We start from the raw sequence: 22,564 nt of genomic DNA on the forward strand, positions 1-22,564 counted from the left end.
AAGCGAAGTGGGCTGGGATTGCCGTCGCATGTTGCTTTACTATGGAGAGAGCCTACGACTTTTAAGAAGGCAGCAACGGACTTGACCCGTGGGATAGAGCGTGGAAAGCGGTCGAATGCCTTTAAATGAAGCTCGCTTGAAGTTGGAATGTTATCGAATGGTAGGAAGGTAGCTTTAGACATGGGTCTCCACCTTGAATGCGCACTGTTCTAGCGTCGAAGCAGTAACGGTATGCCACACTAGACTCCATCAATTGTACCCCACCTGCGTAGCCTAAGCGCTCCAGTAGAGTGGTCATCCCTCTGGTGGAGGCTTTGATGTTATACGCGAGTTGGCTGTGCGTCGCTTGGTTCATCTTCCTGGATAACAGGAGGCGCTCGCGACCGTATGAGTGCTATGTGCCTTCTAGATCCCGCTTTGGTTCAGGGCAGATCGCTTACCAGGTAATTTGCGAGGGGCGCACTCATTGGATCTCTTTCACGTTCCTGACAATAAGGCGAGGTGGCAACGAGTCCTCGATGCCGGAAATGTGACCCCAAAAGGTCGGTTGGCCCTTTCCCCCGCGTACAGTACAGAAGCGGGCGAGGCTAATCTGGTCGCGCTGACGAAGGAGAACGTTGCCTGTAACTGTGAGAGTAGAGCCCATGCGACGAACGGTGCCGCTTCCACTCGCCTCGTGAATCAGTTCTTGGTTCTCATCAAACAGCTTGAGCACTACCGGGTCGGGATCGATCCCTGCCTTACGATCCTTTTCATCCTCGCACTCAAGCCGCTCAAGAAACTGTCGATCCAAATCTTCGTTGCGCCACATGGCTAGAGAGTACCCTCCCGATTGTGCCGCATAACCCCTTTTATGAGCACCGTACCGGTGCTATGATCCGTCCATGATGACAGTGGACAAAAGACAACCGGAAGAAGGGCTCCTCCTCCCAATTCTGGGGGGTGTCGGGGGTGGCGTGGCGAGGTACCAGGGCCGCAAAACGCCACAGGAAGCGACGGCCGATTACTTCGGGGCGAAAATCGCCAACGACAACACCCGGGCCGCCTACCTCCGCGATGCTAAAGAGTTCGCCGCCTGGTGCATGGAGCAAGGCCTTCCCCTTGAACACGTGGAAACCCTCCACGTCGCCCGTTTCCGAGACCACTTGCGAACAGCCGGAAACAGCGCCGCCACGATCAAAAGAAAGATGTCTTCTCTTCGCAACCTGTTCGCCTATATGGTGGAAACTGGTTCGCTCGGCTTCAATCCAGCCCGCGAAGTTTCCACGGAAAAGGTGCGGGTGAAGGGGGGCAAAACCCCCGCGCTCGATGCCCAGCAGATGCGGATGCTCTTTGAAAGCTTTGATCCTTCCCGCCCGATCGAGCTGCGCGACCGGGCTCTCATTGCCGTCATGGCCTACGCCCTGGCCCGAGTATCCGCAGCAGTGGCCATCCGGGCCGAGGACTTCATCGATCTAGGCCGCACCCAGATGATCCGGCTTCACGAAAAAGGCGGAGTGCAGAGGGACATTCCGGCCCACCCGCGCCTGGTGGAGTATCTGGACGCCTGGCTTGCGGTTGCGGCTTTGCGGACCTCCGATTGGCTATTCCCCGCTTTCGATGCCCGAGGGACAATCCAGAGTTCCCGCCCCATGTCCCGGGGTGATGCCCTGCGCATGGTGAAACGTCGGCTTTTGCGGGCCGGGATTCCGCCTGTATTCTCCAACCACTCCTTCCGGGCCACCGGGATCACGGAGTTTCTCGCCAACGGGGGAAGCTTAGAAATCGCGCAGCAGCTTGCAAATCATGCGGACAGCCGAACCACCAAGCTTTACGACCGCCGGGCGACTCGGCTGGAACTGGAGGAAATTGTGAGGATTAGATACTGAAAGAGCACCGATAGCCAAACCTCACCGGCGTGACCAAACGGGCCCGTCCAGGTGCCTGAGGAGGACACGACGTTGCCAAAAGCATCGTAAATCCGCGACGCTGAGACACTTTGGGCCGGGGAGGTTTGGCTATCGCTGTTCTTGAGACCCGTATGCTGGTAGCGCACGTTTCCGCCCGAACGCACCGAGACTCCAGGAATTCTTCCTGGATTAGGGCCTAAACAGATTGCCAAGCAGCTCGGGAACCATGCCGTCAGCTGGACAACCACTCACGATCTTTCGCTGATTCGTTATTAAAGAATGATCCAGGGAAGACCTCTACGGCATGCTTATAATGTTATCGCGCAAGATTCGATTAATTCCTCAATACTGATAGCACCTTCACTTTTGCGCTTGAGGACGAGTGCGCAATGACCATCCTCATGAAGTGTCACAGATACACATTGGAGACCTTCACCAACATCTGGTAAAGCGACGATGAGCCTTGTTCCCGGAGTCCAATCACAGATTAGCTGTAAGCCTTCAAACAAGCTACCGCCACGCATAACTTGCAATTTGTTATCGAAGAAATAGCCACGCCTTGAAGCTAGCAATTTTTCCCGAATGATCAAAGAGCTTCGGTTAATGATTTCACTAATGATGACGATGGCATTATGCCAATTTGTTTCAACAGTGTAGATTTGCGCCCCCCCAAATTTCTTCCGGCTTTCACGAATAGAAATGTCGCCATTTACTGATTTTGCAACTTGAACAAAGTGAGCCCCGTCCTCCTTACGGGAAAAAGCGTAGCTACACGTGTATAAAGTGCCCAGCTCAAAAGATAGCTCATGACGTATTAAGCCATTGCCAAATAACATGAGGGTTGCTTCTTCATGCCTCGATGATACAAGTAAGCTGTGCAATATTATCGGCAAGGAGCCACAAAATGTTAAACATGACGTAGTCAAAATCCACCTGTGGTTTTCCAACTCGGGAAATGCATGCCTCAATATGCTCACACCTGCGACTGGGGTAAGCATATTGAGAAAGAGAGTTCCTGACTTCATAGCACTATTTAAAGGCGTCTAAACCTAGATCAATGATCAGGCTACCATGACTGGGACGCGCGCCTCCTATCTTAACCCCTGACCCGAATCCCGGCGTCCCAGGTAGCCACTGCCCACCCCATGTTGGAGGTTTCCTTTCATATCCACCACTTAATTGGTAGGTATGGATGTGCGGGTAAATATGATCCGTACGCAAACTCCTAGAAACAATATCGACTCGAAATACAACTCTTCCTTGGGCGTCATATCTCGCGATAGAGGTAACAGCACCTCCAGTTTCACGATAGCCCCATCCATTGGGTGGGCCAGCTCTGTTGAACGCTGTCATTCTTACTACCGGATCTAGAGATTTCAAGTGATGTGGTTGAATCAGCGCCCTCCAGGAGTTAAGTGTCTGGTTGAGCCAGACAGGGCACTTTCCGATAAGTGCTAAGATAATTTGTTGTAGATGTGGCGGCATTCGACTTATCCAGATCGCGAGACCGTATCCAAGGGCGGAACTCTTTAGTCCCGTTGGATCAGCAACGTTCGTTGGAGCCGCTTCTCCCGCGCCATATGCATACCAATTCCTACCATCCTTTATCGGATCTCTCGTCAAGAATCGACCGGTCGAAGGATCGTAGTACCGGTGCCCGAGGAGCTTGAGGCCGGAGGCATCCTGCTGATACCCAAAGTTCCCCGCGTAGCCAAACGGGCCCGTCCATGTGCCCGAAGAGGACACAACGTTACCAAAAGCATCGTAAATCCGCGACGCGACGACGCTTTGAGCAGAGGAGGTTTGGCTGTCGGTGTTCTTGAGGCCCGTGTGCTCGTAGCGCACATTGCCGCCGGAGCGCACCGAGACTCCCGGCGTGTAGCTGGCCGAGCCATCGCCCAGTACCGGATCAGTCACATACGCTCCACTCCGCCGGAAGGTATTTGCAACCGAGTTCTCCGTCTTCCCGATCCGGGTATCCAGGCCATTGTAGGAGTACGTGGCGCTGATGCCCGGGCCGGAAATGGCCGTCACCCGAGACTCGAAGTCGTAGGTGAGGTTCGTCGTTCCGGCCGAAGAGGTCACCGAAGTCGTGCGCCCCGCTGCATCGTAGCCGTAGGTCTTGATGGGAGTTCCACCCACCGAAACCGATTGCAACTTGTCGCCACTGTCGTAGGCGTAAGTTTCCGCAACGCCGTTCACCGTGCGCGTTAAGCGATTGCCATTGCCATCGTAGGTGTAGGTTCCGGTGTAGCCGGGCCGAGTCTCCGAGAGCAGCTGCCCCACCGGATCGTAGGTGTAGGTCGTCGTCACCCCATCGGTGGTGTGGGTCAGCATTTGGCTGGCCGCATCGTAGGTGTAGCTCTGACGACGCAGGAACGAGCCTCCGCTGTTGTACAGGTCAATTGCGGTCAGGCGGTCGCGGTTATCGAACTGCATCTGGTCCGAAGTGCCGTTCGGGTTAATCCGAATGTGGTTCCGGCCCAGAGAGTCGTAAAGAAACACGGTCTGGTCGCCGTGGCGATCGATGAAGTACCACAGCCGACCGTTCGCAAAGTAGGTGTAGTTTGTGGTGCCAAGACCCACCTCGGTCATCGAAGCCTTTTGGCCAGCGAGGTTGTAGGTATAGGTCGTGGTCCCTTGCGGCTGAGCCAGGCTGGTCAGTTCATCGGCCGCGTTGTAGCTCCAGGTGGTGGTGCCGGTGCTATCGACCATGCTGGTTTGGCGCGAACTGTTGTCGTAGCCAAAGGTGGTATCCACCCCGCTTGGGTAATCCACGGTGGTCATGCGACCCGCATTGTCGTAGACGTAACTGTTGGTGAAGCCGAGGGGCGAGGTGTAACCCGTGGTGTCCCCGGTGCCGTTGTATGTCCACTGCTCAATGGCCCCATCGGGCATGGTCAGGCGGGTGACTTCTCCACGATTATTGTGCTGGTAGGTGCGGGTGTGGCCCCGACCGTTTACCACGCTCGTGTTCCAGCCGTTGCTGTTGTAGAAGTAGGTCTCCACATCCCCGCGCGGGTTGGTGAAGCTGGTGTTGCGCCCGGCGGCATCGTAGACCCAAGTGGAAATCCGGCCGATTTCATCTTCGACCTGGGTGACGTTGTCTTCCCGGTCGTAGGTGGTCGAGGCCGTGGCTCCGCCCGGGTGAATCAGGCTGGTTTGCCGACCCCAATTGTCGTAGGTCACCGAAGTGGTGGCCGTGCCGCGCACGACCGAGGTAACCCGGCCAAGAAGGTCGTAGTTTCCGGTGATGACGACTCCCGCCGGGTCGGTGATGGAGGTCACATCACCCCGGGAGTTGTACGCCAGCGTCGTCGTTCGATCCAGGGCATCGCGGACGGTGAGCACATCGCCGTTACTGTTGTAGGTGTAGCGAACCGAGGCCCGGTTTAAGGGGTCGGTGACCTGGCTCACAAGTCCTTGCGCGTTGTAGCTGGTGGTGGTCACATGGCCAAGCGGCGAGGTCACCGAGGTGACATCGTGGGTGGCGTTGTAGACAGTGGTGGTGGTGTGATTAAGCGGCGTTCGCGCAGTGAGCTGATTACCCCAGCTGTCATAGGTGTAGTTCCAGGTCTGACCCCGCTCATCCACCAAAGCCGTGATATCGCGATTGCTATTGCGGGTGAAGCTGCGGGTATAGCCCGCCTCATCCGTCGTTCCGGTCAGTACTCCATTGGTGAATGTGTGCGTGACCGTCTGCCCGCCCGGCAGGGTGGTAACGCTGCTGTTTGCCGTGTAGCTCCGCGTGGTTGTGTGGCCCAGCGGGTTTGAAAACGTGAGGATCCGGCCATCGCTGTCGTACGTCCAGCTCCAGTTGTGGCCGCGCAGGTCCGTTTCTTGAATGATGTCGTGCCCCGCGGTGCTGTAGGTGAAAGAGCGCTCCGCCGCAGGGCCGCCAATGGAAGGATAGGTGATCTTGGTGAGCTGGTCGCTTCCGTTGTAGCTAAAGCTCCAGGTGCGGCCGAGCGGATCTTGGATGCTCGAAATGTTCCCACTGGCATAGCTGAAGGTCAGCGTCCGACCATCGGCGGAGGTGATGGAAGTGATTTGGTTGCTGGAGTTGCGGTTGATTGCGGTGGTGTTCCCGACCCGGTCTTTCACCGCAATGAGCCAGCCCGCGCTGCTGTACTCCCACTTCACCTGGTTCTTAAACGTTAAGGTGTAGGTATTGTTGGAGTGCCGAACAAGAGTATGGTTCCAGCCATCGGGACGCACATAATTTCCGCCCGAAATGGTGTAAGGCACGAGAAGTCCATCGGGCATTCGCACCGTAGAGGAGACGCCCGGATCCGTGGTGATGCGGCTGTCGTAGCTGTGGCTCCACCCATGCCCAAGAGCTCCGTTGTAGGTGCCCCGGCTATTGTGGAAGAGGGTGAAGCTGACCGCCGACGCTCCCAGCGAATCCCAGCCGACTAAATGGTGCCGGATGAGGTTGTTTCCGGTCATCATCGAGGACTGACCATAAAATCCGGAGCCGCCTCCAACATCAAATCCTGATCCACCTCCAGAGCCGCTTCCGCCGCCCGGAGGCATCCCGCCGCCGGGATCACTGCCGCCGGTTTCGTGGAGAGCATAGACTCCCGGCACTGGCAGAATGGAGGCAATGACTTCCCCGGACTCGATGCGTTCTTGAAGCATCTGCCGGTCGAGCGAAGTGCGGAGGGCAGGCGTCCACCAGCGGGAGTGGGAGTCATCGCGGCCCGGGGTGCGCGGGTGCGTGATGGGTTGAGCCTTCAGCGGCAAGGGGCGGTGACTGAACTCCGGAGCTACGCGCACCGGAAGCGGCAGGGCCTTTCCGGCCCGGGCCAGAATGTCCGCCGCGCCGTTTGCCGCAACCGATGACGTAAGCGAAACCACCACGACAAAAGCCGTGAGCCTGGTCAAAAGTGATCCCGCTGAAAACCCCTTGATACTTGCCATGTCTTACTCGCATCCGCCGCAGTGAAAGCCGCTTGTGCGGAGTTCTAGCCGGGGGAGAGCTTGACGATATTCTCTCTGGGACTAAAGCTCTAAATCCTGTAGCATTTGATATTTGCTAAGGCATGTAACGCTTGATTAAATGCCACATAATGAAACATTGTTTTTGCGCTAGATGCCGCAATATGGAGGCATGTATGGCCTACGTACAGGAGACACACCCAGAAAGGAGAAAGCCCCCCATTGCTGGGAGGCCTTCTTTAATCCTTGCTCCGGAGTCTTGCATGCAGAGGACGAATCCCGGAGGGTACGTTTTAATACTACGGCAGAAACCCTCTGATGTCAAGCCCTTTCCCGCCCCAATCAGGCCCATTTGCGGGGTCATCGGCCCATTGGGCGGCCATTTTGGCTCTGGCACCGGAAAGGTTTGCGGCTTATCAAAGGCCCGGCGACCTTAACGAGCGAGACGCCATGGCTCGCTACCTCTGGAATATCGACGTGTCCCGGTCGCTTCATCCAGTCCTGCACGTGGCTGAAGTGACCTTCCGCAACCAGCTCCACAACGCCTTAACCGGCCTTCATGGAGCCACATGGTACGACACCCCTCACCTGCTCACGGGCAAAGCGCTTGCGAAGGTAGCCGAGGCAAAGTCGAATCTTGCGAGGGATCGGAAGCCGCTTGATCCTGGCCGCATCGTCGCGGCCCTCAGCTTTGGCTTCTGGACCTCCCTTTACGACCGGCAATACCAGGGCCAGATTGTCAATCGCACCCTTCAGGCAGTGTTTCCCCATTACTTAGGCCGCGCCCTCACCCGCACCGCGATCGCGCCCCGGCTTCGTGACCTTCGGTTTTTGCGCAATCGGATCTCTCACTTCGAGCCCGTAGCGTTCAACCCACAACTTCCGCAGCGGCATGCTGATGCAATGGAGCTCATCTCCTGGATGCACCCTTCCATGGCCACCCTTGTCCGTGCCATCGATCACTTTCCCCGCATCTACGGGCAGAGCTGGGTCGCCTACCGGCCAGAGGTGACGGCCCTCTTTGATCCGGGCTTTTCTCGTTAGGTTTCCTGACGTTCCTTCTCCCGTTTGCGCCGGAGATTCCCCACTGCGGTCATCCTTGACCCCGTAGGCGGGAAAGAAAGCGGCTTGCAAGGCCCCTCATTTTCGCTCGCTTCGCGTCCCTGCAAACGAGGGTGTTCCTGCTCCCCTCAGCCTTGCCGCCCTTCCCTTTCCCACCTCTTCCCGGGTCATGACCGCCAAGGGCAATCCCGCCCTAGGCGCAAAACGAAAGGAAACGGTCATGAACACCCAAAACTACGAGATCCTTGCCGGACAAAAAGGCGGCGAGCGCACCTACTGGACGCGGATTGGTACGGCCTTCCCTACCCGCGATGGAAAAGGCTTTCGGTTAAAGCTGAACTTCATCCCGGCGGCAGCGGAAACGGACATCCTGGTGCTTCCCCCCAAGCCGCAACCGGGCGCGGAGACGACCGAGGAGTTTGACGACCCTCTGTTCCCCTTCGACCCGGCGCGGGTCAACCGCCAGTAGACCTCGGGGTCGCCTGGTCGCCGCTTTCGGCGGCCAGGCGCACTTCCTCCTCGCAACACTTTTGCAACCTCAAGCCCTTATGCTCTTTCTTAAAGGGCCAATGCCGGAAAGGAGGCCACCATGGCCAGCAAATCCCCTTCAGACCGCGTGGATGTCTACACCCGGGTCACCCACCAAATCATTGCGGCCATCGAGGCCGGAGCGGGCGCATGGGAAATGCCCTGGCATTCTCCGGAAACGGCGCTCCGCTGCCCCGTGAACGCATCAACCGGCCAGCCTTATCGGGGCGTGAACATCCTTAGCCTCTGGGTCGCAAGCCATCTTGCAGGCTACCAAGAAAACACCTGGGCCACGTTCAAGCAGTGGTCAGACCTTGGCCATAAAGTCTGCAAAGGCGAAAAGGCGACCGTGGGCGTATTTTGGAAACCCCTTGAACAACAAGGTGAACAGCCCGCCGAAGGTGACTCCGCGTCCACCGATCGCTACTGGGTTGCGAAGGCCTTTCCCCTCTTCAATGCCCAGCAGGTTGAGGGCTACGTGCCTCCCGAGCGTCCTGAGAGACCCGAACATCAGCGGATTGAGCATGCGGAAACATTCTTTGCCGCGCTCGGAGCCGACATCCGCCACGGGGGCGGACGCGCCTTCTATCAGCCCACAGCAGACTACATCCAGCTTCCGCCCTTTGAAGCCTTCACCAGTCCCCTTGACTACTACTCCACCTTGGCCCACGAGGCCACGCATTGGACGGGGGCCAAGGGGCGTCTTGACCGCGACCTATCGGGCCGCTTTGGCAAAGAGAGCTATGCGGCCGAGGAGCTCGTGGCCGAGCTTGGGGCAGCCTTCCTCGCCGCCGATCTGGAACTCAGCGTCGATGCCCGGCCCGAAAATGCCGCCTACGTTCAGTCCTGGCTCAAAGTGCTTCGCGCCGATAACCGCGCGATCTTTACCGCCGCTAGCCTGGCGCAACGGGCCTCTGACTATCTGCATTCCTTCCAAAGCCTGAAAGCAGTGCCGCAGCCGGTGGCTTCTCGCTTGGAGCTCTGAGGCTCCCCCCTCATCATCGATGGGGCCACCTCCCTGGCCTGGCCACACGCCGCGCTTTCGCCTGGCAGGACGCGCGTCTTCCCCGCCCACAAAGCGGACGACGCGCCTACTGCCCCGCCTTACGGCTCTCTACGGCGGCTCGGCGGCGGCCTTAGCCAGGGCCCCACCCCATCTCTTCTTCCCGCTTCCATGGTGCTTTACATCGGGCCTATTCGTCCGTAAACTCGATTCAAACTTGGAAACAGGTTTCCGAACACCCCCGGAAGACCACTCATGAACGCATTGGAAACTGACGTGAACACACCTGATAGCATGTATGTAAGCCTGAACCAGGCGGCCAAAATCTGGGGGAAGTCGAAGGGGACAATCTCCAAAATGGCAAGTTCAGGGAAGCTTCAATGGCATCCTCAGCCTACCGGTGAGCGCAAGCTTCTCCTCTCGGAGCTAGCCCACTACTTTGGCGAGCCGGTACGTGAACAGGAACAGCCCGTTTCCAAACTCGCCCTCGTGACCGGTCGTGAACGAGAAGAAACGTCCATGAACGCCGTCGAGGCGGCCAAAACGGAGGCGGAGCTCAAAGCCGCCCGCGACATGATCGAAGCCCTCAAAGGCCAGATGAGCCGGGAGCGCGAACTTCTGGAGCGCGAAGTCGAACGGGAGCGGATCAACGCGGACGCCTGGCGACGCGCCGCCGAAACTGCTACCGAGATGCTGAAAGCTCTTCCCGCCCCCACAGCGGAAACACCGCTGGGAACCGTTATTGAACAGGTGGAAACCCCGCGCAGACTCAGCTTCATTGAACGTCTCACTGGGCGCGTGAGAGGCTTGTAATGCACAAATCCGATCCCACACCCAGCGGGGAAGACCGCCCCAGGAAACGCAAGGAAACGGGCCGCGTTCCCTTGACGGAACAAGCCCTCCGGCACGCTGAAGCGTTTGGCCCGATGGCCGAACGCGATATTCAACCCAAGGGCTACATGGCCCGCGAGCTGGTGCAGTGCGGCCTTCCCATCACCCGACCCAAAGAGACGCGGATCGTCCGGAAAAACGGGCACCTGTCGGTCGTATTCCGCAGTGGAGTCGGACGAAACGGGGAAGACATTGGGCTTCCGTACGGGGCCATCGCACGATTCCTCATGGTCTACATCACGACCAAGGCAATCGCTAACCAAGGCAAAGACAACCCCCGCCGCATCGCGATCACTAGCCACCTGTATGAGTTTCTGCGCGAGCTTGATATCCCTATCGTCACAGGAAAGCGGGGAAGTGTGAAAGCTCTTCGCGAGCAGATCACGCGACTTCTGCGCTGCGAAATTGCGTTCATCCGCGAAGTGGACGATGAAACGGGCTCTCGCGACTCCTATGCCCTCATGCCCGTTAGCGACGCCAGCGACATCTGGTGGAGCTATAAAAGCCCTCAGCAAGACAGCTTCTTCGAGAGCTACATCGAACTAAGCGACAAGTTCTACCAAGCGATCGTGGCCTCACCGGTACCCATTTTGCTGGATCATCTGCGGCAGCTCCGTCGCTCGCCACTGGCCATCGATTTCTACGTCTGGGTCAGTTACCGGTTGTTCACGATGAACGCCCAGAAACAGGGGGTGCTTAACTTGCCGGTGCCCGTTTTGAAGGCGCAAATCGGATCTTCGTTTGAACGCACCCGAGACTTCGTGAAGTACATGAACGAGGCGATTGAGAAAGTGAAATCGGTGTTTCCGGCCTTGCAGTGCCAACTCACCACTAACGGGTTCACGCTCTTTTCCGGGCCGACTCCGTTGGCCGACTTCGACAAGTTCGCCAAGCTGCAAGGGACGGAAACTCGGGCCGCAAAGACCTTACGCCAAGTTCAATCGCGCAATCTTGACATGAACACCCTGGAAGCCGGCCGGGCCGTGGCCCCCGGCTTTGATGTCCGCTACTTGGAGCGGGCGTACTGGCAATGGATTGATGAGACCGGGCAGAAACCCAAGTACGTGAAAGCGCACTTTATCAAATTCTGCAAAACGCACGCCGCGAAAAATCCGCTCTGAAAATCAATTTCACGACGCGAAATTTCCCGAAATTTTGTCGCTTTGAACCTGTAGTTGTCCACCTTGGGGGGATGAAGTGGTCGCGCCTTGGGGGGATGAAGTGGTCGCGCAGGGGGGATGAAGTGGTCGCGCAGGGGGGATGAAGTGGTCGCGCTATATCCTATATGGATATTCTTAAGTGAATCCCTTAAGTGAATGAAATCCTGACGTTGCAACGCGAATTTTCTTCATTTTTTGCTTTTTGGCTCTTCCCGAGGGTTTGGGTAGCAAAGCCGAGCGGAGCGAAGACCGAGAGGCCTGAGCCCCTCAGAATGGCCCCTGTTTGGTCCAGGAACGGGGTTAAAGCTCAAAAGGGTAGGTAAGGATGCCCCAAAGGGCAGAGGTCACTCAGCGGCCAAATTTTCGGGGTTTGCGGCCATCCCCCTTTCGCCGAGCGAGGCTAGGGTGTGCCAGCCATCCAGCGGACAAGGGGCTGCGCCCAGTCAAGGGCACCCAAAAAAGTCTAACGACTTCGGAGCCCTACGGGTTTTGGGAACCCACCCTTGACCCCCGCTAGATACCTGTCAGGTTCATCTCAGAGGGGCGAAAGGGAAAAAGGCTTGGGCCTAGGTTCAAGAAGGAACTTTTTTCCTTGACAGACATCTTGGAGTATGTAAAAATGCACATAATCAGAGAGCAGGCGAATGAAACCTCTCACATGGATAGGCTCAAGTCTCAGAGACCTCAAGGAGATGCCAGAGGAGGTGAGGGGAGACATCGGACATGCGCTTTACGTCGCCCAGGGTGGCTTGAAGCATATAGACGCCAAGCCGCTCCAAGGCTTTGGCGGGGCCGGGGTGCTCGAAGTCGTGGAACGCCACGACGGGGACACCTACCGCGCGGTCTACACGGTGAAGTTTGAGGAGGCAATCTATGTCCTGCACTGCTTCCAAAAGAAGTCGAAGTCCGGCACGGCGACCCCGAAAGCGGATGTAGATCTCATCAAAAGCAGACTGAAGACGGCTCAGGAGGAACACGAAAAATGGATCGAAAAGAACAAGAAGTAGACGAAACCAGCGTCACTCCCGGAAGTGCAAACGTCTTTGCCGACCTTGGACTGTCCGATGCTGAGGAGCATCTGGAGAAAGCAAAGCTCGTTCTGGCCATCCAGCGGGCCATCGAAGAAGAAGGCCTGAGCCAGACTGCCGCCGCCGAGCGCATGGGCATCGACCAGCCCCAAGTCTCCCGGATGCTACGGGGGCAGTTCAGGGGCTACTCCGTCGAGAGACTCTACAGATTCCTAAACTGCTTCGGCCATGACGTGATCGTCATCGTCGCGCCACGACATCCTAAAACCGTCGGTCACGTCACCGTGAACATCGGTTAGAGCTGAGAGAACGGGCGAAAGGGAAAAAGGCCATGACCAACGAAGACCAGGCACTCAGGGAGCACAAGCGCGAGACATTGAACCAGGTCATCGACCTCTTGGAGACCCTCCCGACGCTCGCGATGAAGACCGAAGTCATCCTCTCCGCTGCCGCCATGCTGGGGGTGAAGGTGAGGGAGCAGACCACGACCGCACCGAGGTCGGGATACAGGCCGTCGCCCAAGAAAAGAAAATGGTGAGACTACAATCTACGGGCAGCTACCTTTAAGGGGAAAAGGTCTTCCGTTGAAGGCAGAGTCCTGACAGCACCCAGCAGACACCAGGCAGCATTGGCCTATTCTTCGGCCCGCTTCAGGGCCACGAGCATAAACTCAGCTTGCTGAATCTTGTTACCGATAAACCACTGGCAGACGAATCCTCCGTAAGTTCCCTCGCCCACGATGGTCATCTTCGGGCCTCCTGAACGAAGCTCCACAACGTCGCCAGGCTTTAATTCACGATCAATATCGCTCATAGACTCCTCAGTCTACCGCTAGCAGACGGCCGAGTAACCCTCGCAAGTGCGCATATAAGCAAGAGCTCCAGAATTTCGCCTAGTCCGCGACTTGGAGGTGCCCACTCCAGTCAGGAGCACCACACTCGTACAGAACCGGCATAGGCCAACAGACTATAGGTAAGATCGTCGAATGGGCCCAAAGTGCGGATTTTGCCAAGGCACTTCCTTTCAACTGGCGCACCCTGTAGGAAATGTCCAGGGGGCAAGGTTAAAAATGCCATTCGTAGTATGTTCCACATGTCATTCAGCGGTCGCAGTGATCAGCTCCTTTGACCCTGGGCATGAAGCTCACCAGGCGAATGAGGCAATTGCGCAGCTTCGATCAGACATTCGAACTCTTGCTTTAGAAGTCCGAGCGTTGAAAAACTCCATGCGGTAATCAACCCGGGTCAAGATTGCGACCTGATTCAAGTATCGGCCCTTTCAAGCTTCGTTAACATTACCTTAAGCTCAGTCACATTGTGTCGATGCCTGAGATATTATTCGAAAAATAGAAAGCAGGTCGTGCCAGCTACTTTGTCATGAAGTATGGGGAAAACGTCAGTGTGCGGAGTTTGTTTCCGACTTCGTTCCGTAGCGACAGAATTCCCAGTGATAGCTGCGCTTGCCGTCATGTTCTGGCACATGACTAAGGAACCCGGCTAAGTAACAGAGAATAAAGACTCATTGCGATTGAAACATTGGCGGCAAATTGTCCATGCGTAGTTCCTCATCCCGTATCATTTGCTTTCCTCGATCGAGCAGTTCATCAAAACAAAGAATACTAATACCGTGGAGATGAGACCTATAATTCTCGAAAGCCTTCATCCACTCATCATTGTCGGAAATGGTCGATAAGGATCCAATGATCATGATTCCGGTCACTACGGTAGGAAGGATGTTTGCGATTTGCATTGGGCGAGTATCAATACCTTCAAGATTGTGGCAATAAGCAATTGTTTGGTTTACTCCACCGGTGAGATCTTCTGACCATATAGGTATGCCAGTACGGTAGTCCCTGGAAACTAGTCGGCACTGAGGCTTCTTGATTTCAATAATTCGAGCGAATGACTTCGTTCCTGCAGTCCGCATAAGAAAATCTGCTTGCCTTTCACCTTTGTTCGTGTAGTCTGAAGGGCGAACAACGGCTTTAGGTTTCAAGACGTGGCTGAAAACGAGATCTGAAGAATGGCCGAGGATCCAAGAGTGGCGCTCAAAGAATTTTTGCCAGTCTTCCTCATTCCATGTTTTATCGTCAAACTGCTTTTGAAATTCTTCAATGCTTTGTCGTCGTCGAACTAAAGTCGCAAGATCATTAATGAATGTGGCGGATTCATTTTCAAACACTTCACCAAGTGTGATCACATCTTGCCTGCGTGCAGAGCCATCAAGTGCCCTTCGGGCCGCGCGCAGAAGTGTAATTGCGCCGACTGATCCAGCTGCTTCTAGAGCTTGTGTAAAGTCATCTCCTTCTGCTTCAAGTGCCCTACTCAATGTGGCTATTAGTTGCGCTGATTTGAGTGTTTGCTTCTGCATCATTGCTAACTGCTGGGCGATCTGCATAAAGAATGGTGCAGCTCGATTCTGATTATCCACGCTTTCAATGAAAGGCCTTATTGCTACAACTGCAACCAAAAATGTATTGATGGTCAACTCATTGTAGTGAACGTCCTCTTGTGTGGTTAGCACAAGAACAGGTGTTAATCCAAGGCTTTGGGCCCTTGCCTCGATTGCTGAAGAAAGATCCTGCAAGCCTTTAAAAGTGGGATGTGAATGGCCAATGGTGGCTTCCCAATCAAAATCAAAGTATGTAATACAGTGACATTGCCTCAGGCGTTTCGTTTGCAGTTTTGATGGCCATCTGAGTAAATCGGGATCAAACATCAACTATCAAGTATCTCAACTGAAAGTCCACTCATAACTTCGGGAAGTCCAAACTCGGGGTTTATTCCGATCCGTGACCTTAAGTCAGTCAGGGTCGTCTGCGGATCCAAAAGCGTCCCGATCTTCGCTTCAGATTCTGGCCTTGCTCGGCTCGATTGTCTGGCTCTATACACCCTCAGTCGAGTGCCTGGGTTGTTGAGAGCAAAGCGACAAAGACCCCTCACATAGAAACGATTAAACTCGCCCTGAGCAAATACAGTACTAGCATTACTGGGCACCTTAACCACCTTTCCGGCTCGGAGTTCTGTTGAGTTAAAGCATGTGGGGCTGAAGAGTTGCCGTTCTAGCCAGACCTCGTCGTGACTGGCAAGAGCTTCGAGGAGCGTTTTCTCATAGATAGCATGACCACGCTCATTGAAGCGCTCACTGTAGTATAGGAGTGACTCGGCAATGTCGAGCTTGGCTTCTTCAAGCATGAGCGCGCGTATCGTTGCTCGTTCTAAGTCGTGAAAGTCAAAGTGGCCTGGCATATATGGGTAGTATACTCTTTAATCTGAGACGAGTGTATCTATCAGAGCATTCGTCCGTTCTGCGGGAGTGGGTAGAGGTCTCATTTGAAGCTGTCGAGTAACAGATCATGTCAAGTGGGATGACGAGGTAGCGCAACCCGCAAAAGCCCTCCCGGAAGCAAGCATCCTCAGCGCAAGATGCCCGCCTTCTTCATTTTTTGGAAGAGGGTGCGGCGATAGTGAAGCGCGTCCATCGTGATGGTGCCAGCAGGAGGGAACTCAATCCGAGTGGAGCACACCTCGGGCTCACTCCCAAAGTGAACCGCAAGACTCGGTGAGTTGGGCGGGCAGAAGAGTGAGCGCCAGGCCGTACCCGTCCAGATCTTTTGCCAACGCTCACCAGGAATGGGTTCGCGCGTTTCTACGATGCGGGTGATGGTGATGCAGATGCCTTTAGCCATTCGATAGAGCATCACTCACTGTGGCTGCGAAGTCAAATGAAGGTTCTGTGACACATAATTTGGGTAGTGGATCGGGTTCAAGAACTTCCGGAAGAGCTGCATGATCGCCTCCTCGATCTCTCTGCGAGGGTGCAGCAGATGCAAGCTCGCGACGCCGAGCCCTTACAGGTTGAACAGATGATCAACCAGTTCGATATCGACTGGCATGACCGGCTTGCCCTTGAGCGCCGGGCAGAAACGCGGGGCGTTCAACTTGGAATCCGCGAGGCAGCTTTTGAGCAAGAGCGCATTGCTAAGGCCCGCGAGAATGGGATCGATTTAGAAGCCATGAGAGGCGATGATCCAAACACAATGTTTCTCAAGTGGAACGCGCTCCGGCGCGAGCTTGATCCCTCTCCCGAGCAACAGAAGATTATTGAACGTGAAATCAAGCCCCACCAAGATGCGGCATCGCGGGAGGTGGCCGAGAAGTACAACCGCCTGGAAGACGGCATGCAACAAGCCTTGGACGATATTCAGCGCGGGAAATCTCCTGATCTGCGCTTCACTTTGGAGCGGCAGCTGGAGAAAGAGGAAACAAAAGCCCAGAACCAGGAGCTCCTGGACATGCTAGAACAGGCAAGGGCCAGAAGCAGAGAAGAAGAGCGCGAGCGCTAACCGCTTCTTAAGGATGCGAGCAGATCTCGGTGCATCACGGGCCGAAAAACGAACTCCGTTTCCCCCGTCTGCCGGCTGTAGAGGGGCTCATCGTAGCCCACCATATCGCCCTCGATCCGCATTTTCTTGCCCGGATAGAGCCGCTCAAGCGCACCGGCCACGCTCTCTAGCGTGACGGTGACCGGAGAAGACTTGGCTTTTGCCAGGGCATCGGCAAGGCTGAGAGTGCCGCCAGAAGGGGCCTTTGCATTCAAGGCCAGAGGAGCGCCCCCCGGTAGCACTTTATAGGCAGGATTCTCATCGGTGCGGCCCCGAAACTCCAGATGCGTGCGCACATCCACCTTCCCGAGCCAGGCCGGCCGATGGCCGCGAATGAAGGCGATGAGGTCGTTTTCAGGATGAACGCGCACCTCATCGGGGGTAAGCAAATCCCGCTGCACCAGCGACATTCCGCCGCCCGATGCGGCCATCGCGCCGTACTTGCCGATGTAGCTGCTCACGTACTCGGAGGTGAACCTGTCCGTCGCATTGAAAAACACGTGGGCCCCGGCGCTGCCAAAGACGCCGTGATACTCCGGCTCTGGCCAGAGCTTTTGCATCTGGCTCAGGAACTGAAACACCATGGCAAATCTCCCGCCCACCCCTTCGATATAGGGAATCGCATGCTCAAGCGTGCTCAGACGGCCGATGGTGGCCGCGTACTCATCGAGCATGAAGAGGGTCGGGATCGGGGAGCGTGATGGGGCGCGGAGAACCGCCACGATGCAAGACGACATCACCAGGCGAAACCAAGGCGAGTAGTCTTCGAGCTTATCGAATGGGCACACGATGTAGACCGTCGTCTTGCCTGCCTTCAGGTCGTAGGGGTGAAAATCGGAGTGGCAGAGATGGTCGTGCCAGACCGGTGAGTTCAGCCAGTTGAGCGAGCGAAGCGCCAGAGAAACAAAGGATGCCCGCTCTTTCTTGTTCACCTGATCCCACCAGGCCCCCGCCCGGGCAATGACATCCTGCATCACCGGATCCGGGTGCGGGTTGTGGGTGAGGGCGAGGAAGAGATCATCATGCGGCATCTCAAGGCCGTTTGCAAGGCGAGAAAGCGCGATCAGATTTTGCTTTTCCGGCGGGAGGAAGAAGACCAGGAACGTAAGCACACCCTTCAGGAAGGCCCGCGCTCCGTCGCGCCAATGCTGCTCCTTTTCGCCTTCTTTTGAAACGAGAAGGGCATCGGCAATGCGCTCGATATCATCGACCGCTTCGATGTAGTTTGCCTCGGCAAAGACCGACAGCGGGTTGAACCTGTGAGTTGGAACCCGGGGCTCGATGCCGTAGCTTGCGAGCTTTCCGGTTGGATCCAGAATGATCGCCTTGTGGCCCCAAGCATGCTCCCGGTAGCGGTAGGTCACTGCGGCATTCTCACCTTTTGGATCGGTGACAACCATGCTCCCCTGGTAGGCGATGAGATTAGGCTGAACAAAGCCGATCCCCTTTCCGCTGCGGGGCGGCGCGATCACAAGGACGTGCCCTTGCCGGTTGAAAAGGGCTAGCTGGCCTTTGGAGTTTTGTCCCAAAACGATACTGCCCGGGCGGTAGGTGAAGAGATCGAGCCTGGCGCTCTCTTCAGCCGAAAGCCACTTGGCGGTTCCGTGGGCTTTCGTGTCCCAAGCCCCGGAAGAACCGGATGAGCCAACGCGGTAATCCATACCCCTTTCTCTTGGCGTAGCCTACCGCCTGAACGTCCTTGCTAAGGCTGTGTCGGCTCTGGGCCGGGTGAAAAACCAAAGAGGGCGCGGTCGCGCGGCTTTTCAAGACGATCGAAAAGAAGGCTCCGGACGTAGCGATCAAAGTCTGGACGGCTCGCCATTTCTTGCATCATGATCGCGCCGATGAGGATCTTTCGCCGGGTGTCTTCTTTGCGTGCCAGCACTCTGGCCTTGGCTTGAAGCCGGGCCAGTTCCGCATCGATCTGCGCGCGCCGGGAGCGGAGCGCTTCGATCCGTTGTTCGTTCGAAGGCCGCATGACACCACCCAATTTACCAGAGGAGGGATTAAGGCTTTCTTAACTCCCGAGCGGTAATCTGACCGAACGAAGTAAGGGCGCACTTATACGTTGCTGCGCAACGGTGCGGCAGGGAATCCCTGCACCCTTCTTCAATGAAGACCCCGAGGAAAGGCCACGCAGAATGCAAGGGCACTACCACTGTTCGGTTGACATTATCAGTCGTGGAAAAGGCCGTTCCGCCGTTGCCTGCGCGGCCTACCGCTCGGGCATGGTGCTGGAAGATCAGCGGTATGGGAAAACCTATGATTATGGGCGGCGACGCGGAATTTTAGAGGTGGGCATTCTCACCCCCGCAGGAGCCCCCGCCTGGGCCGCCGAGAGGGAAGAGCTCTGGAACTCGGTTGAAGCCTTCGAGCGGCGCAAAGACGCTCAGCTTGCCCGGGAATTTGTTCTCGGACTACCCGCGCAACTCACCCATCCCCAGCGCAGAGATCTTGTAGAGGAGTTTGTACGCCAGGAGTTCACGCCGCTTGGCCTGGTCGCGGACTGGGCGATTCATGCTCCCAACCCGAAAGGCGATCAGAGAAACTTTCACGCTCATGTCATGGTCACCCTTCGCGGCGTTGGCCCCCATGGATTTGAAGAAAAGAAAGACCGCTCCCTGAATTCTCCGGAGCGGCTCACCGCCTGGCGCGAGGCATGGGCCGAAATCCAAAACCGAGCGTTTGAACGGCACGGCATTGTGGATGCCCAAGGGAGACCTTTTCGCGTCGATCATCGGAGCTACGAAGACCAAGGGCATGGCCTGGAGCCAACCGTTCACCTTGGCGTCCATGCCAGTGCTATGGAGCGGGCCGGGAAGCCAACGGAGCTGGGCGATCTTAACCGGGCCATCCTTGCCTCTAACGACAACCGGATGCGGCGACGGAGAGCGGCTTTACTCAGTCCAGAGGATTACTCCCGCCAGCTTGCGCTTCTTGAAGAGAAGCGGCGCGAGCAGGACGGCCCCGAGCCTTGGAACTAGAGCCTTCCTCCCGTTGGCCCGCTATTCGGCCAGTACTGGTCTGCTTCCTGGGCGATCCGGTGCATAAAGCGGCGAGTGACCTTGATGAGCTCCTGTTCGACTTCTTTGAACGTTGTCGGGTGCTTCGATGCTGCCTTTCCGGCCAAATGTGTGCCGACGCCTGGCACAAGTAGATAGGGTAGCGACTTGACCAGCGTGGATCCGATCCCTTTCAACTGAAGCTGTTCTAGCTCTTTGAACCGGCGGCTGTTCTTGATAAAGCTATTAGCACCGAAGGGCAAGACATGCGTCCAGGCCCGGTTCGTCATGCTGACGATGCCGAAAACCGTTCCCCGGCCTTCACGGCAGAGCAGAACCAGGAGGGCAGGGCCGTTCGGGAGCTGGGCCTCAGAGCAAATCTCCCATTCGTTGTTTCCCCATGCGCTCTGAGAGTCGAAGATAAACGTCTGGTGGGTGTAGACCTGGCCGCCGTAGGTGATACTGCCTCGGTCGGAGGCGACGAAGGAAATCTGGCCCGGGACAACTTCATACCAGTCGCCAGGGTTCCACAGAAGATGCTCTTCCTCTTGTTCGGTGAGCTCGATCCCGGGCTTGGGCGGCAGTACCGGGATTCCAAGACGAGCACAGAGCTGGGGATGCTTGGTCGTCCAGCGAGGATTTTCCTTGAGGCGCTCGATGACCCGGGCGTTGGTCTCCGCATTGAGCACACAACCGCTGTCAATCGCCCACCAGGCGGCGCGAAGGAGTGTCTCCCCCTTTGCGTTGACGTCCATCGTTTCAAAGCGAGTCGAAGCCACGCGGAAGAAAGCACGCATCGACTGCTCGTCTTCGCCCTTTGGCTTGATGTTGCCATCGGGCAGCTCCAGATAGTCCCCGCGATCAATGGCTCCATCCGGGCGGCTCACCGGAGCCGAGGAGGCCGGGGGCGGCATGACACTGGGGGGCATCGCGGGAGGAGGAGCCGCAGCGACGGCGGATCCACACGACGAACAGAACCGGGCTGTGTTCGGATTTGGGCTACCACACTGGTTGCAGAACATCTCTCACCTCAGGAAGGTGTACCCTTCCAGTTGCAATTGTACGCCGCCCTGCCCTCGGTAGGCATCTAAATCGAAGGGTGCCTAGATGGCACTTTACAAGCGCCCGTCGTGTTTGCTAGGATTGAGAGTGGCCTGAGAATATTCAGGCTGCCATCCTTGTGAAAAACCAAATGGCAACTGAACAGAAAGACAGCACAGCCTTCGAGGCTGCCGAACTGCATTCTCACTTTGAATGCGTCCCTGAGGCAAATCTATGTCTCGGGTTCCCAGCTGGTTCAGCCTATAATCTCTTTGTTCGCGAAAGTTCTCACGTGGCGAAAATGAGGGTCTCCTTAGGAAAAATGGGGGTAAGCATGTCACAACTTGAAGAAGACAGTAGAGCGTTTTCAGGGATGATGGTGGCGCTCTTTAGCGGGAAGAAGTACTCTTCTTCTGACGTGGTCACGTGTTTGATGCGCTCGCCTGAGAAGGTTGAAATATCAAGATGCACTTTGCTCCATAACTCACCTGAGTTATGGATTGAGAAGAGTATATTGTTGAAATGCCTCGCCCAAAAAGTAAGCGCGTCTCCGATGGAGTTATTCGACATTGTTTACTCAATAGCTTGCGCCGGAAGAAGTGCTTGGGTAAGGGGGGAAACGGAGTTTAGTGTGCCGATAAATTTACTTAACGATAAGCGTCGGCCTATATCTACAAATGTATTCAACTTTTACCTGAAGCGCAGCAGTAGACGCAATGACGCCCGCATCCTCTTGAAGGATATCACAGCTTACGCGCTATTTACAGGCACCCTTCAGCCAAAAATTTAGCGTAACTGTCGAGGTCTGCGTACATCGAGCCCCGATGAATTCTTAGCGTCCTTAGTTCCTGAAGAATTTCAACTTTACAAGCCATTGGGATGACTGCTAGCGGGAAAATCCTTCTCCAAGCAATGTGATCTGGACTTGTTTCAATATAGTTCACCCTCATTTCGCAGGAAGATGCCAAGAATCTTCCTGCTTGAACCTCAATTCTTCGAGTGAGCATGCGCGGGACAATGATTTTCGGTTGATCTTCTACTATACGTGTTGACCGACAAATTTTTAACACTTCATCCACGTCTCCATGCTCAATTTCGTCGAGATGAAAGGGGATTTTCTCAAGATGCAGAAGGCTCGTGCAGCTTCTTTCTAATGTGGTCTTCAGTTCAAGAAACCAAATGACCCCGTCAAGTGTTTCATCCACACTGGAAGTGTTGTCGCAGGCAAAAAACAATGCTGCAAGTGGATTTACGGCCCAATCGAGCAGAAATGTTGGCAAGCCATGATGTTGAGCAAGACACATCCAAGAGAGGTAATCATTCACATCACTGAGCGAGCCACTTGTTGGATGGTACTGCTCAGCGTAGCGTGCGAGCCGAAAAATCATATTGCTCTGAACAGTATTTAGATCTAAGTAAGGATTACCGAAAGCCTCGATGTGCGCTTTGAGCAGCTTCTTGGAATCCTTTGGCCGCAAGATTTTGGGAAGCAACGGATATGGGCCAGGTTGGCCGCGAAAATAAAAGCGAAGTGGGCTGGGATTGCCGTCGCATGTTGCTTTACTATGGAGAGAGCCTACGACTTTTAAGAAGGCAGCAACGGACTTGACCCGTGGGATAGAGCGTGGAAAGCGG

General features: G+C 55.9%; 24 protein-coding genes and 1 pseudogene. 12 read left to right on the forward strand and 13 right to left on the reverse strand.

What is annotated here, in order from left to right; all coding sequences use genetic code 11:
• Together ACLNEE_RS15135 and ACLNEE_RS15140 are read right to left on the reverse strand one after the other, a co-directional pair.
• On the reverse strand, positions 1 to 182 hold a 182-nt coding region (locus tag ACLNEE_RS15135), incomplete at its 3' end, for a hypothetical protein (RefSeq protein WP_412007292.1).
• A 281-nt stretch (positions 183 to 463) separates the two neighbouring features.
• Positions 464 to 811, reverse strand: coding sequence for a hypothetical protein (locus tag ACLNEE_RS15140; RefSeq protein ID WP_411423906.1), 348 nt, complete (start codon positions 809 to 811; stop codon positions 464 to 466).
• Between the two features lie 73 nt (positions 812 to 884).
• Here ACLNEE_RS15140 and ACLNEE_RS15145 point away from each other — a divergent pair, with 73 nt between their 5' ends.
• Positions 885 to 1,868, forward strand: a complete 984-nt coding sequence (locus ACLNEE_RS15145; RefSeq protein ID WP_412007293.1) for a tyrosine-type recombinase/integrase — start codon at positions 885 to 887, stop codon at positions 1,866 to 1,868.
• A gap of 329 nt (positions 1,869 to 2,197) precedes the next feature.
• Here the strand turns inward: ACLNEE_RS15145 and ACLNEE_RS15150 are convergent, their stop codons facing one another.
• Together ACLNEE_RS15150 and ACLNEE_RS15155 are read right to left on the reverse strand one after the other, a co-directional pair.
• Positions 2,198 to 2,770: a hypothetical protein gene (locus ACLNEE_RS15150; protein WP_412007294.1), complete on the reverse strand. Its 573-nt coding sequence runs from the start codon at positions 2,768 to 2,770 to the stop codon at positions 2,198 to 2,200.
• 148 nt (positions 2,771 to 2,918) lie between these two features.
• A complete protein-coding gene (locus ACLNEE_RS15155; RefSeq protein WP_412007295.1) occupies positions 2,919 to 6,812 on the reverse strand; it encodes an RHS repeat-associated core domain-containing protein in 3,894 nt (1,297 codons plus the stop codon).
• A 468-nt stretch (positions 6,813 to 7,280) separates the two neighbouring features.
• Between ACLNEE_RS15155 and ACLNEE_RS15160 the strand changes: the two genes are divergently transcribed.
• The 8 genes from ACLNEE_RS15160 to ACLNEE_RS15195 all read left to right on the forward strand — a co-directional run bounded on the left by ACLNEE_RS15160 (position 7,281) and on the right by ACLNEE_RS15195 (position 13,040).
• Positions 7,281 to 7,874: a hypothetical protein gene (locus ACLNEE_RS15160; RefSeq protein ID WP_411423888.1), complete on the forward strand. Its 594-nt coding sequence runs from the start codon at positions 7,281 to 7,283 to the stop codon at positions 7,872 to 7,874.
• 187 nt (positions 7,875 to 8,061) lie between these two features.
• On the forward strand, positions 8,062 to 8,361 hold the full coding sequence (locus ACLNEE_RS15165; RefSeq protein WP_411423889.1) for a hypothetical protein: 300 nt from the start codon (positions 8,062 to 8,064) through the stop codon (positions 8,359 to 8,361).
• Positions 8,362 to 8,481: 120 nt separating this feature from the next.
• Positions 8,482 to 9,405, forward strand: a complete 924-nt coding sequence (locus ACLNEE_RS15170; RefSeq protein WP_411423890.1) for an ArdC family protein — start codon at positions 8,482 to 8,484, stop codon at positions 9,403 to 9,405.
• 273 nt (positions 9,406 to 9,678) lie between these two features.
• The gene (locus ACLNEE_RS15175) at positions 9,679 to 10,236 is read left to right on the forward strand and encodes a hypothetical protein (protein WP_411423891.1); all 558 of its coding nucleotides are present in this window, start codon (positions 9,679 to 9,681) and stop codon (positions 10,234 to 10,236) included.
• A gap of 113 nt (positions 10,237 to 10,349) precedes the next feature.
• Positions 10,350 to 11,435 (forward strand): replication protein RepA, encoded by a 1,086-nt coding sequence (locus tag ACLNEE_RS15180; protein WP_411423892.1) that lies wholly within the window; start codon positions 10,350 to 10,352, stop codon positions 11,433 to 11,435.
• 683 nt (positions 11,436 to 12,118) lie between these two features.
• Positions 12,119 to 12,481, forward strand: a complete 363-nt coding sequence (locus ACLNEE_RS15185; protein ID WP_411423893.1) for a type II toxin-antitoxin system RelE/ParE family toxin — start codon at positions 12,119 to 12,121, stop codon at positions 12,479 to 12,481.
• On the forward strand, positions 12,457 to 12,801 hold the full coding sequence (locus ACLNEE_RS15190; RefSeq protein ID WP_411423894.1) for a helix-turn-helix domain-containing protein: 345 nt from the start codon (positions 12,457 to 12,459) through the stop codon (positions 12,799 to 12,801). Before ACLNEE_RS15185 ends, ACLNEE_RS15190 begins: the two co-directional genes overlap by 25 nt.
• Positions 12,802 to 12,833: 32 nt before the next feature.
• Positions 12,834 to 13,040, forward strand: coding sequence for a hypothetical protein (locus tag ACLNEE_RS15195; RefSeq protein WP_411423895.1), 207 nt, complete (start codon positions 12,834 to 12,836; stop codon positions 13,038 to 13,040).
• A 95-nt stretch (positions 13,041 to 13,135) separates the two neighbouring features.
• On the opposite strand, the gene ACLNEE_RS15200 is transcribed toward ACLNEE_RS15195, so the two are convergent.
• From ACLNEE_RS15200 to ACLNEE_RS15215, 4 genes are all read right to left on the reverse strand, one after another.
• On the reverse strand, positions 13,136 to 13,315 hold the full coding sequence (locus ACLNEE_RS15200) for a YodC family protein (protein ID WP_411423896.1): 180 nt from the start codon (positions 13,313 to 13,315) through the stop codon (positions 13,136 to 13,138).
• Between the two features lie 705 nt (positions 13,316 to 14,020).
• Positions 14,021 to 15,220: a Shedu immune nuclease family protein gene (locus ACLNEE_RS15205; RefSeq protein WP_411423897.1), complete on the reverse strand. Its 1,200-nt coding sequence runs from the start codon at positions 15,218 to 15,220 to the stop codon at positions 14,021 to 14,023.
• Positions 15,220 to 15,696 carry a hypothetical protein gene (locus ACLNEE_RS15210; RefSeq protein WP_411423898.1) on the reverse strand — a complete coding sequence of 159 codons (477 nt, stop codon included), beginning with the start codon at positions 15,694 to 15,696 and terminating at the stop codon, positions 15,220 to 15,222. Before ACLNEE_RS15210 ends, ACLNEE_RS15205 begins: the two co-directional genes overlap by 1 nt.
• Before the next feature lie 221 nt (positions 15,697 to 15,917).
• Entirely contained in the window at positions 15,918 to 16,190 is a 273-nt protein-coding gene (locus ACLNEE_RS15215; RefSeq protein ID WP_411423899.1) for a hypothetical protein, read from the reverse strand.
• Positions 16,191 to 16,328: 138 nt separating this feature from the next.
• On the opposite strand from ACLNEE_RS15215, the gene ACLNEE_RS15220 reads away from it, so the two are divergent.
• Positions 16,329 to 16,847, forward strand: coding sequence for a hypothetical protein (locus ACLNEE_RS15220; protein WP_412007296.1), 519 nt, complete (start codon positions 16,329 to 16,331; stop codon positions 16,845 to 16,847).
• Here ACLNEE_RS15220 and ACLNEE_RS15225 read toward each other — a convergent pair.
• A complete protein-coding gene (locus ACLNEE_RS15225; RefSeq protein WP_411423901.1) occupies positions 16,844 to 18,547 on the reverse strand; it encodes a type IV secretory system conjugative DNA transfer family protein in 1,704 nt (567 codons plus the stop codon). The two genes, ACLNEE_RS15220 and ACLNEE_RS15225, sit on opposite strands and share 4 nt — an antisense overlap.
• 41 nt (positions 18,548 to 18,588) lie before the next feature.
• Positions 18,589 to 18,864, reverse strand: coding sequence for a mobilization protein (locus ACLNEE_RS15230; RefSeq protein WP_411423902.1), 276 nt, complete (start codon positions 18,862 to 18,864; stop codon positions 18,589 to 18,591).
• A 163-nt stretch (positions 18,865 to 19,027) separates the two neighbouring features.
• Between ACLNEE_RS15230 and mobQ the strand changes: the two genes are divergently transcribed.
• Complete coding sequence (mobQ, locus tag ACLNEE_RS15235) at positions 19,028 to 19,870, forward strand: MobQ family relaxase (protein ID WP_411423903.1); 843 nt, start codon at positions 19,028 to 19,030, stop codon at positions 19,868 to 19,870.
• Here mobQ and ACLNEE_RS15240 read toward each other — a convergent pair.
• Both ACLNEE_RS15240 and ACLNEE_RS15245 read right to left on the reverse strand, forming a co-directional pair.
• Complete coding sequence (locus tag ACLNEE_RS15240) at positions 19,867 to 20,775, reverse strand: hypothetical protein (protein ID WP_411423909.1); 909 nt, start codon at positions 20,773 to 20,775, stop codon at positions 19,867 to 19,869. The two genes, mobQ and ACLNEE_RS15240, sit on opposite strands and share 4 nt — an antisense overlap.
• 72 nt (positions 20,776 to 20,847) lie before the next feature.
• A pseudogene (locus ACLNEE_RS15245) lies at positions 20,848 to 20,910 on the reverse strand (zinc-ribbon domain-containing protein); the annotation flags it as partial.
• Positions 20,911 to 21,080: 170 nt separating this feature from the next.
• Between ACLNEE_RS15245 and ACLNEE_RS15250 the strand changes: the two are divergent.
• Positions 21,081 to 21,719: a hypothetical protein gene (locus ACLNEE_RS15250; protein ID WP_411423904.1), complete on the forward strand. Its 639-nt coding sequence runs from the start codon at positions 21,081 to 21,083 to the stop codon at positions 21,717 to 21,719.
• Here ACLNEE_RS15250 and ACLNEE_RS15255 read toward each other — a convergent pair.
• A partial coding sequence (locus ACLNEE_RS15255) for an FRG domain-containing protein (protein WP_412007297.1) occupies positions 21,691 to 22,564 on the reverse strand: 874 nt, incomplete at its 5' end. The two genes, ACLNEE_RS15250 and ACLNEE_RS15255, sit on opposite strands and share 29 nt — an antisense overlap.

Origin of the sequence: Aphanothece stagnina RSMan2012 (genome assembly GCF_046764815.1) — a bacterium.
GTDB lineage: Bacteria > Cyanobacteriota > Cyanobacteriia > PCC-6307 > Cyanobiaceae > NIES-981.

Coding starts and splice junctions, on each gene's coding strand:
- ACLNEE_RS15250 (WP_411423904.1), top strand. CDS start 21,081: ATGGCAACTGAACAGAAAGACAGCACAGCCTTCGAGGCTGCCGAACTG.
- ACLNEE_RS15175 (WP_411423891.1), top strand. CDS start 9,679: ATGAACGCATTGGAAACTGACGTGAACACACCTGATAGCATGTATGTA.
- ACLNEE_RS15155 (WP_412007295.1), bottom strand. CDS start 6,812: ATGGCAAGTATCAAGGGGTTTTCAGCGGGATCACTTTTGACCAGGCTC.
- ACLNEE_RS15195 (WP_411423895.1), top strand. CDS start 12,834: ATGACCAACGAAGACCAGGCACTCAGGGAGCACAAGCGCGAGACATTG.
- ACLNEE_RS15140 (WP_411423906.1), bottom strand. CDS start 811: ATGTGGCGCAACGAAGATTTGGATCGACAGTTTCTTGAGCGGCTTGAG.
- ACLNEE_RS15210 (WP_411423898.1), bottom strand. CDS start 15,696: ATGCTTGAAGAAGCCAAGCTCGACATTGCCGAGTCACTCCTATACTAC.
- ACLNEE_RS15205 (WP_411423897.1), bottom strand. CDS start 15,220: ATGTTTGATCCCGATTTACTCAGATGGCCATCAAAACTGCAAACGAAA.
- ACLNEE_RS15230 (WP_411423902.1), bottom strand. CDS start 18,864: ATGCGGCCTTCGAACGAACAACGGATCGAAGCGCTCCGCTCCCGGCGC.
- ACLNEE_RS15180 (WP_411423892.1), top strand. CDS start 10,350: ATGGCCGAACGCGATATTCAACCCAAGGGCTACATGGCCCGCGAGCTG.
- ACLNEE_RS15145 (WP_412007293.1), top strand. CDS start 885: ATGATGACAGTGGACAAAAGACAACCGGAAGAAGGGCTCCTCCTCCCA.
- ACLNEE_RS15215 (WP_411423899.1), bottom strand. CDS start 16,190: ATGGCTAAAGGCATCTGCATCACCATCACCCGCATCGTAGAAACGCGC.
- ACLNEE_RS15200 (WP_411423896.1), bottom strand. CDS start 13,315: ATGAGCGATATTGATCGTGAATTAAAGCCTGGCGACGTTGTGGAGCTT.
- ACLNEE_RS15170 (WP_411423890.1), top strand. CDS start 8,482: ATGGCCAGCAAATCCCCTTCAGACCGCGTGGATGTCTACACCCGGGTC.
- ACLNEE_RS15220 (WP_412007296.1), top strand. CDS start 16,329: ATGCAAGCTCGCGACGCCGAGCCCTTACAGGTTGAACAGATGATCAAC.
- mobQ (WP_411423903.1), top strand. CDS start 19,028: ATGCAAGGGCACTACCACTGTTCGGTTGACATTATCAGTCGTGGAAAA.
- ACLNEE_RS15185 (WP_411423893.1), top strand. CDS start 12,119: ATGAAACCTCTCACATGGATAGGCTCAAGTCTCAGAGACCTCAAGGAG.
- ACLNEE_RS15190 (WP_411423894.1), top strand. CDS start 12,457: ATGGATCGAAAAGAACAAGAAGTAGACGAAACCAGCGTCACTCCCGGA.
- ACLNEE_RS15225 (WP_411423901.1), bottom strand. CDS start 18,547: ATGGATTACCGCGTTGGCTCATCCGGTTCTTCCGGGGCTTGGGACACG.
- ACLNEE_RS15165 (WP_411423889.1), top strand. CDS start 8,062: ATGACCGCCAAGGGCAATCCCGCCCTAGGCGCAAAACGAAAGGAAACG.
- ACLNEE_RS15160 (WP_411423888.1), top strand. CDS start 7,281: ATGGCTCGCTACCTCTGGAATATCGACGTGTCCCGGTCGCTTCATCCA.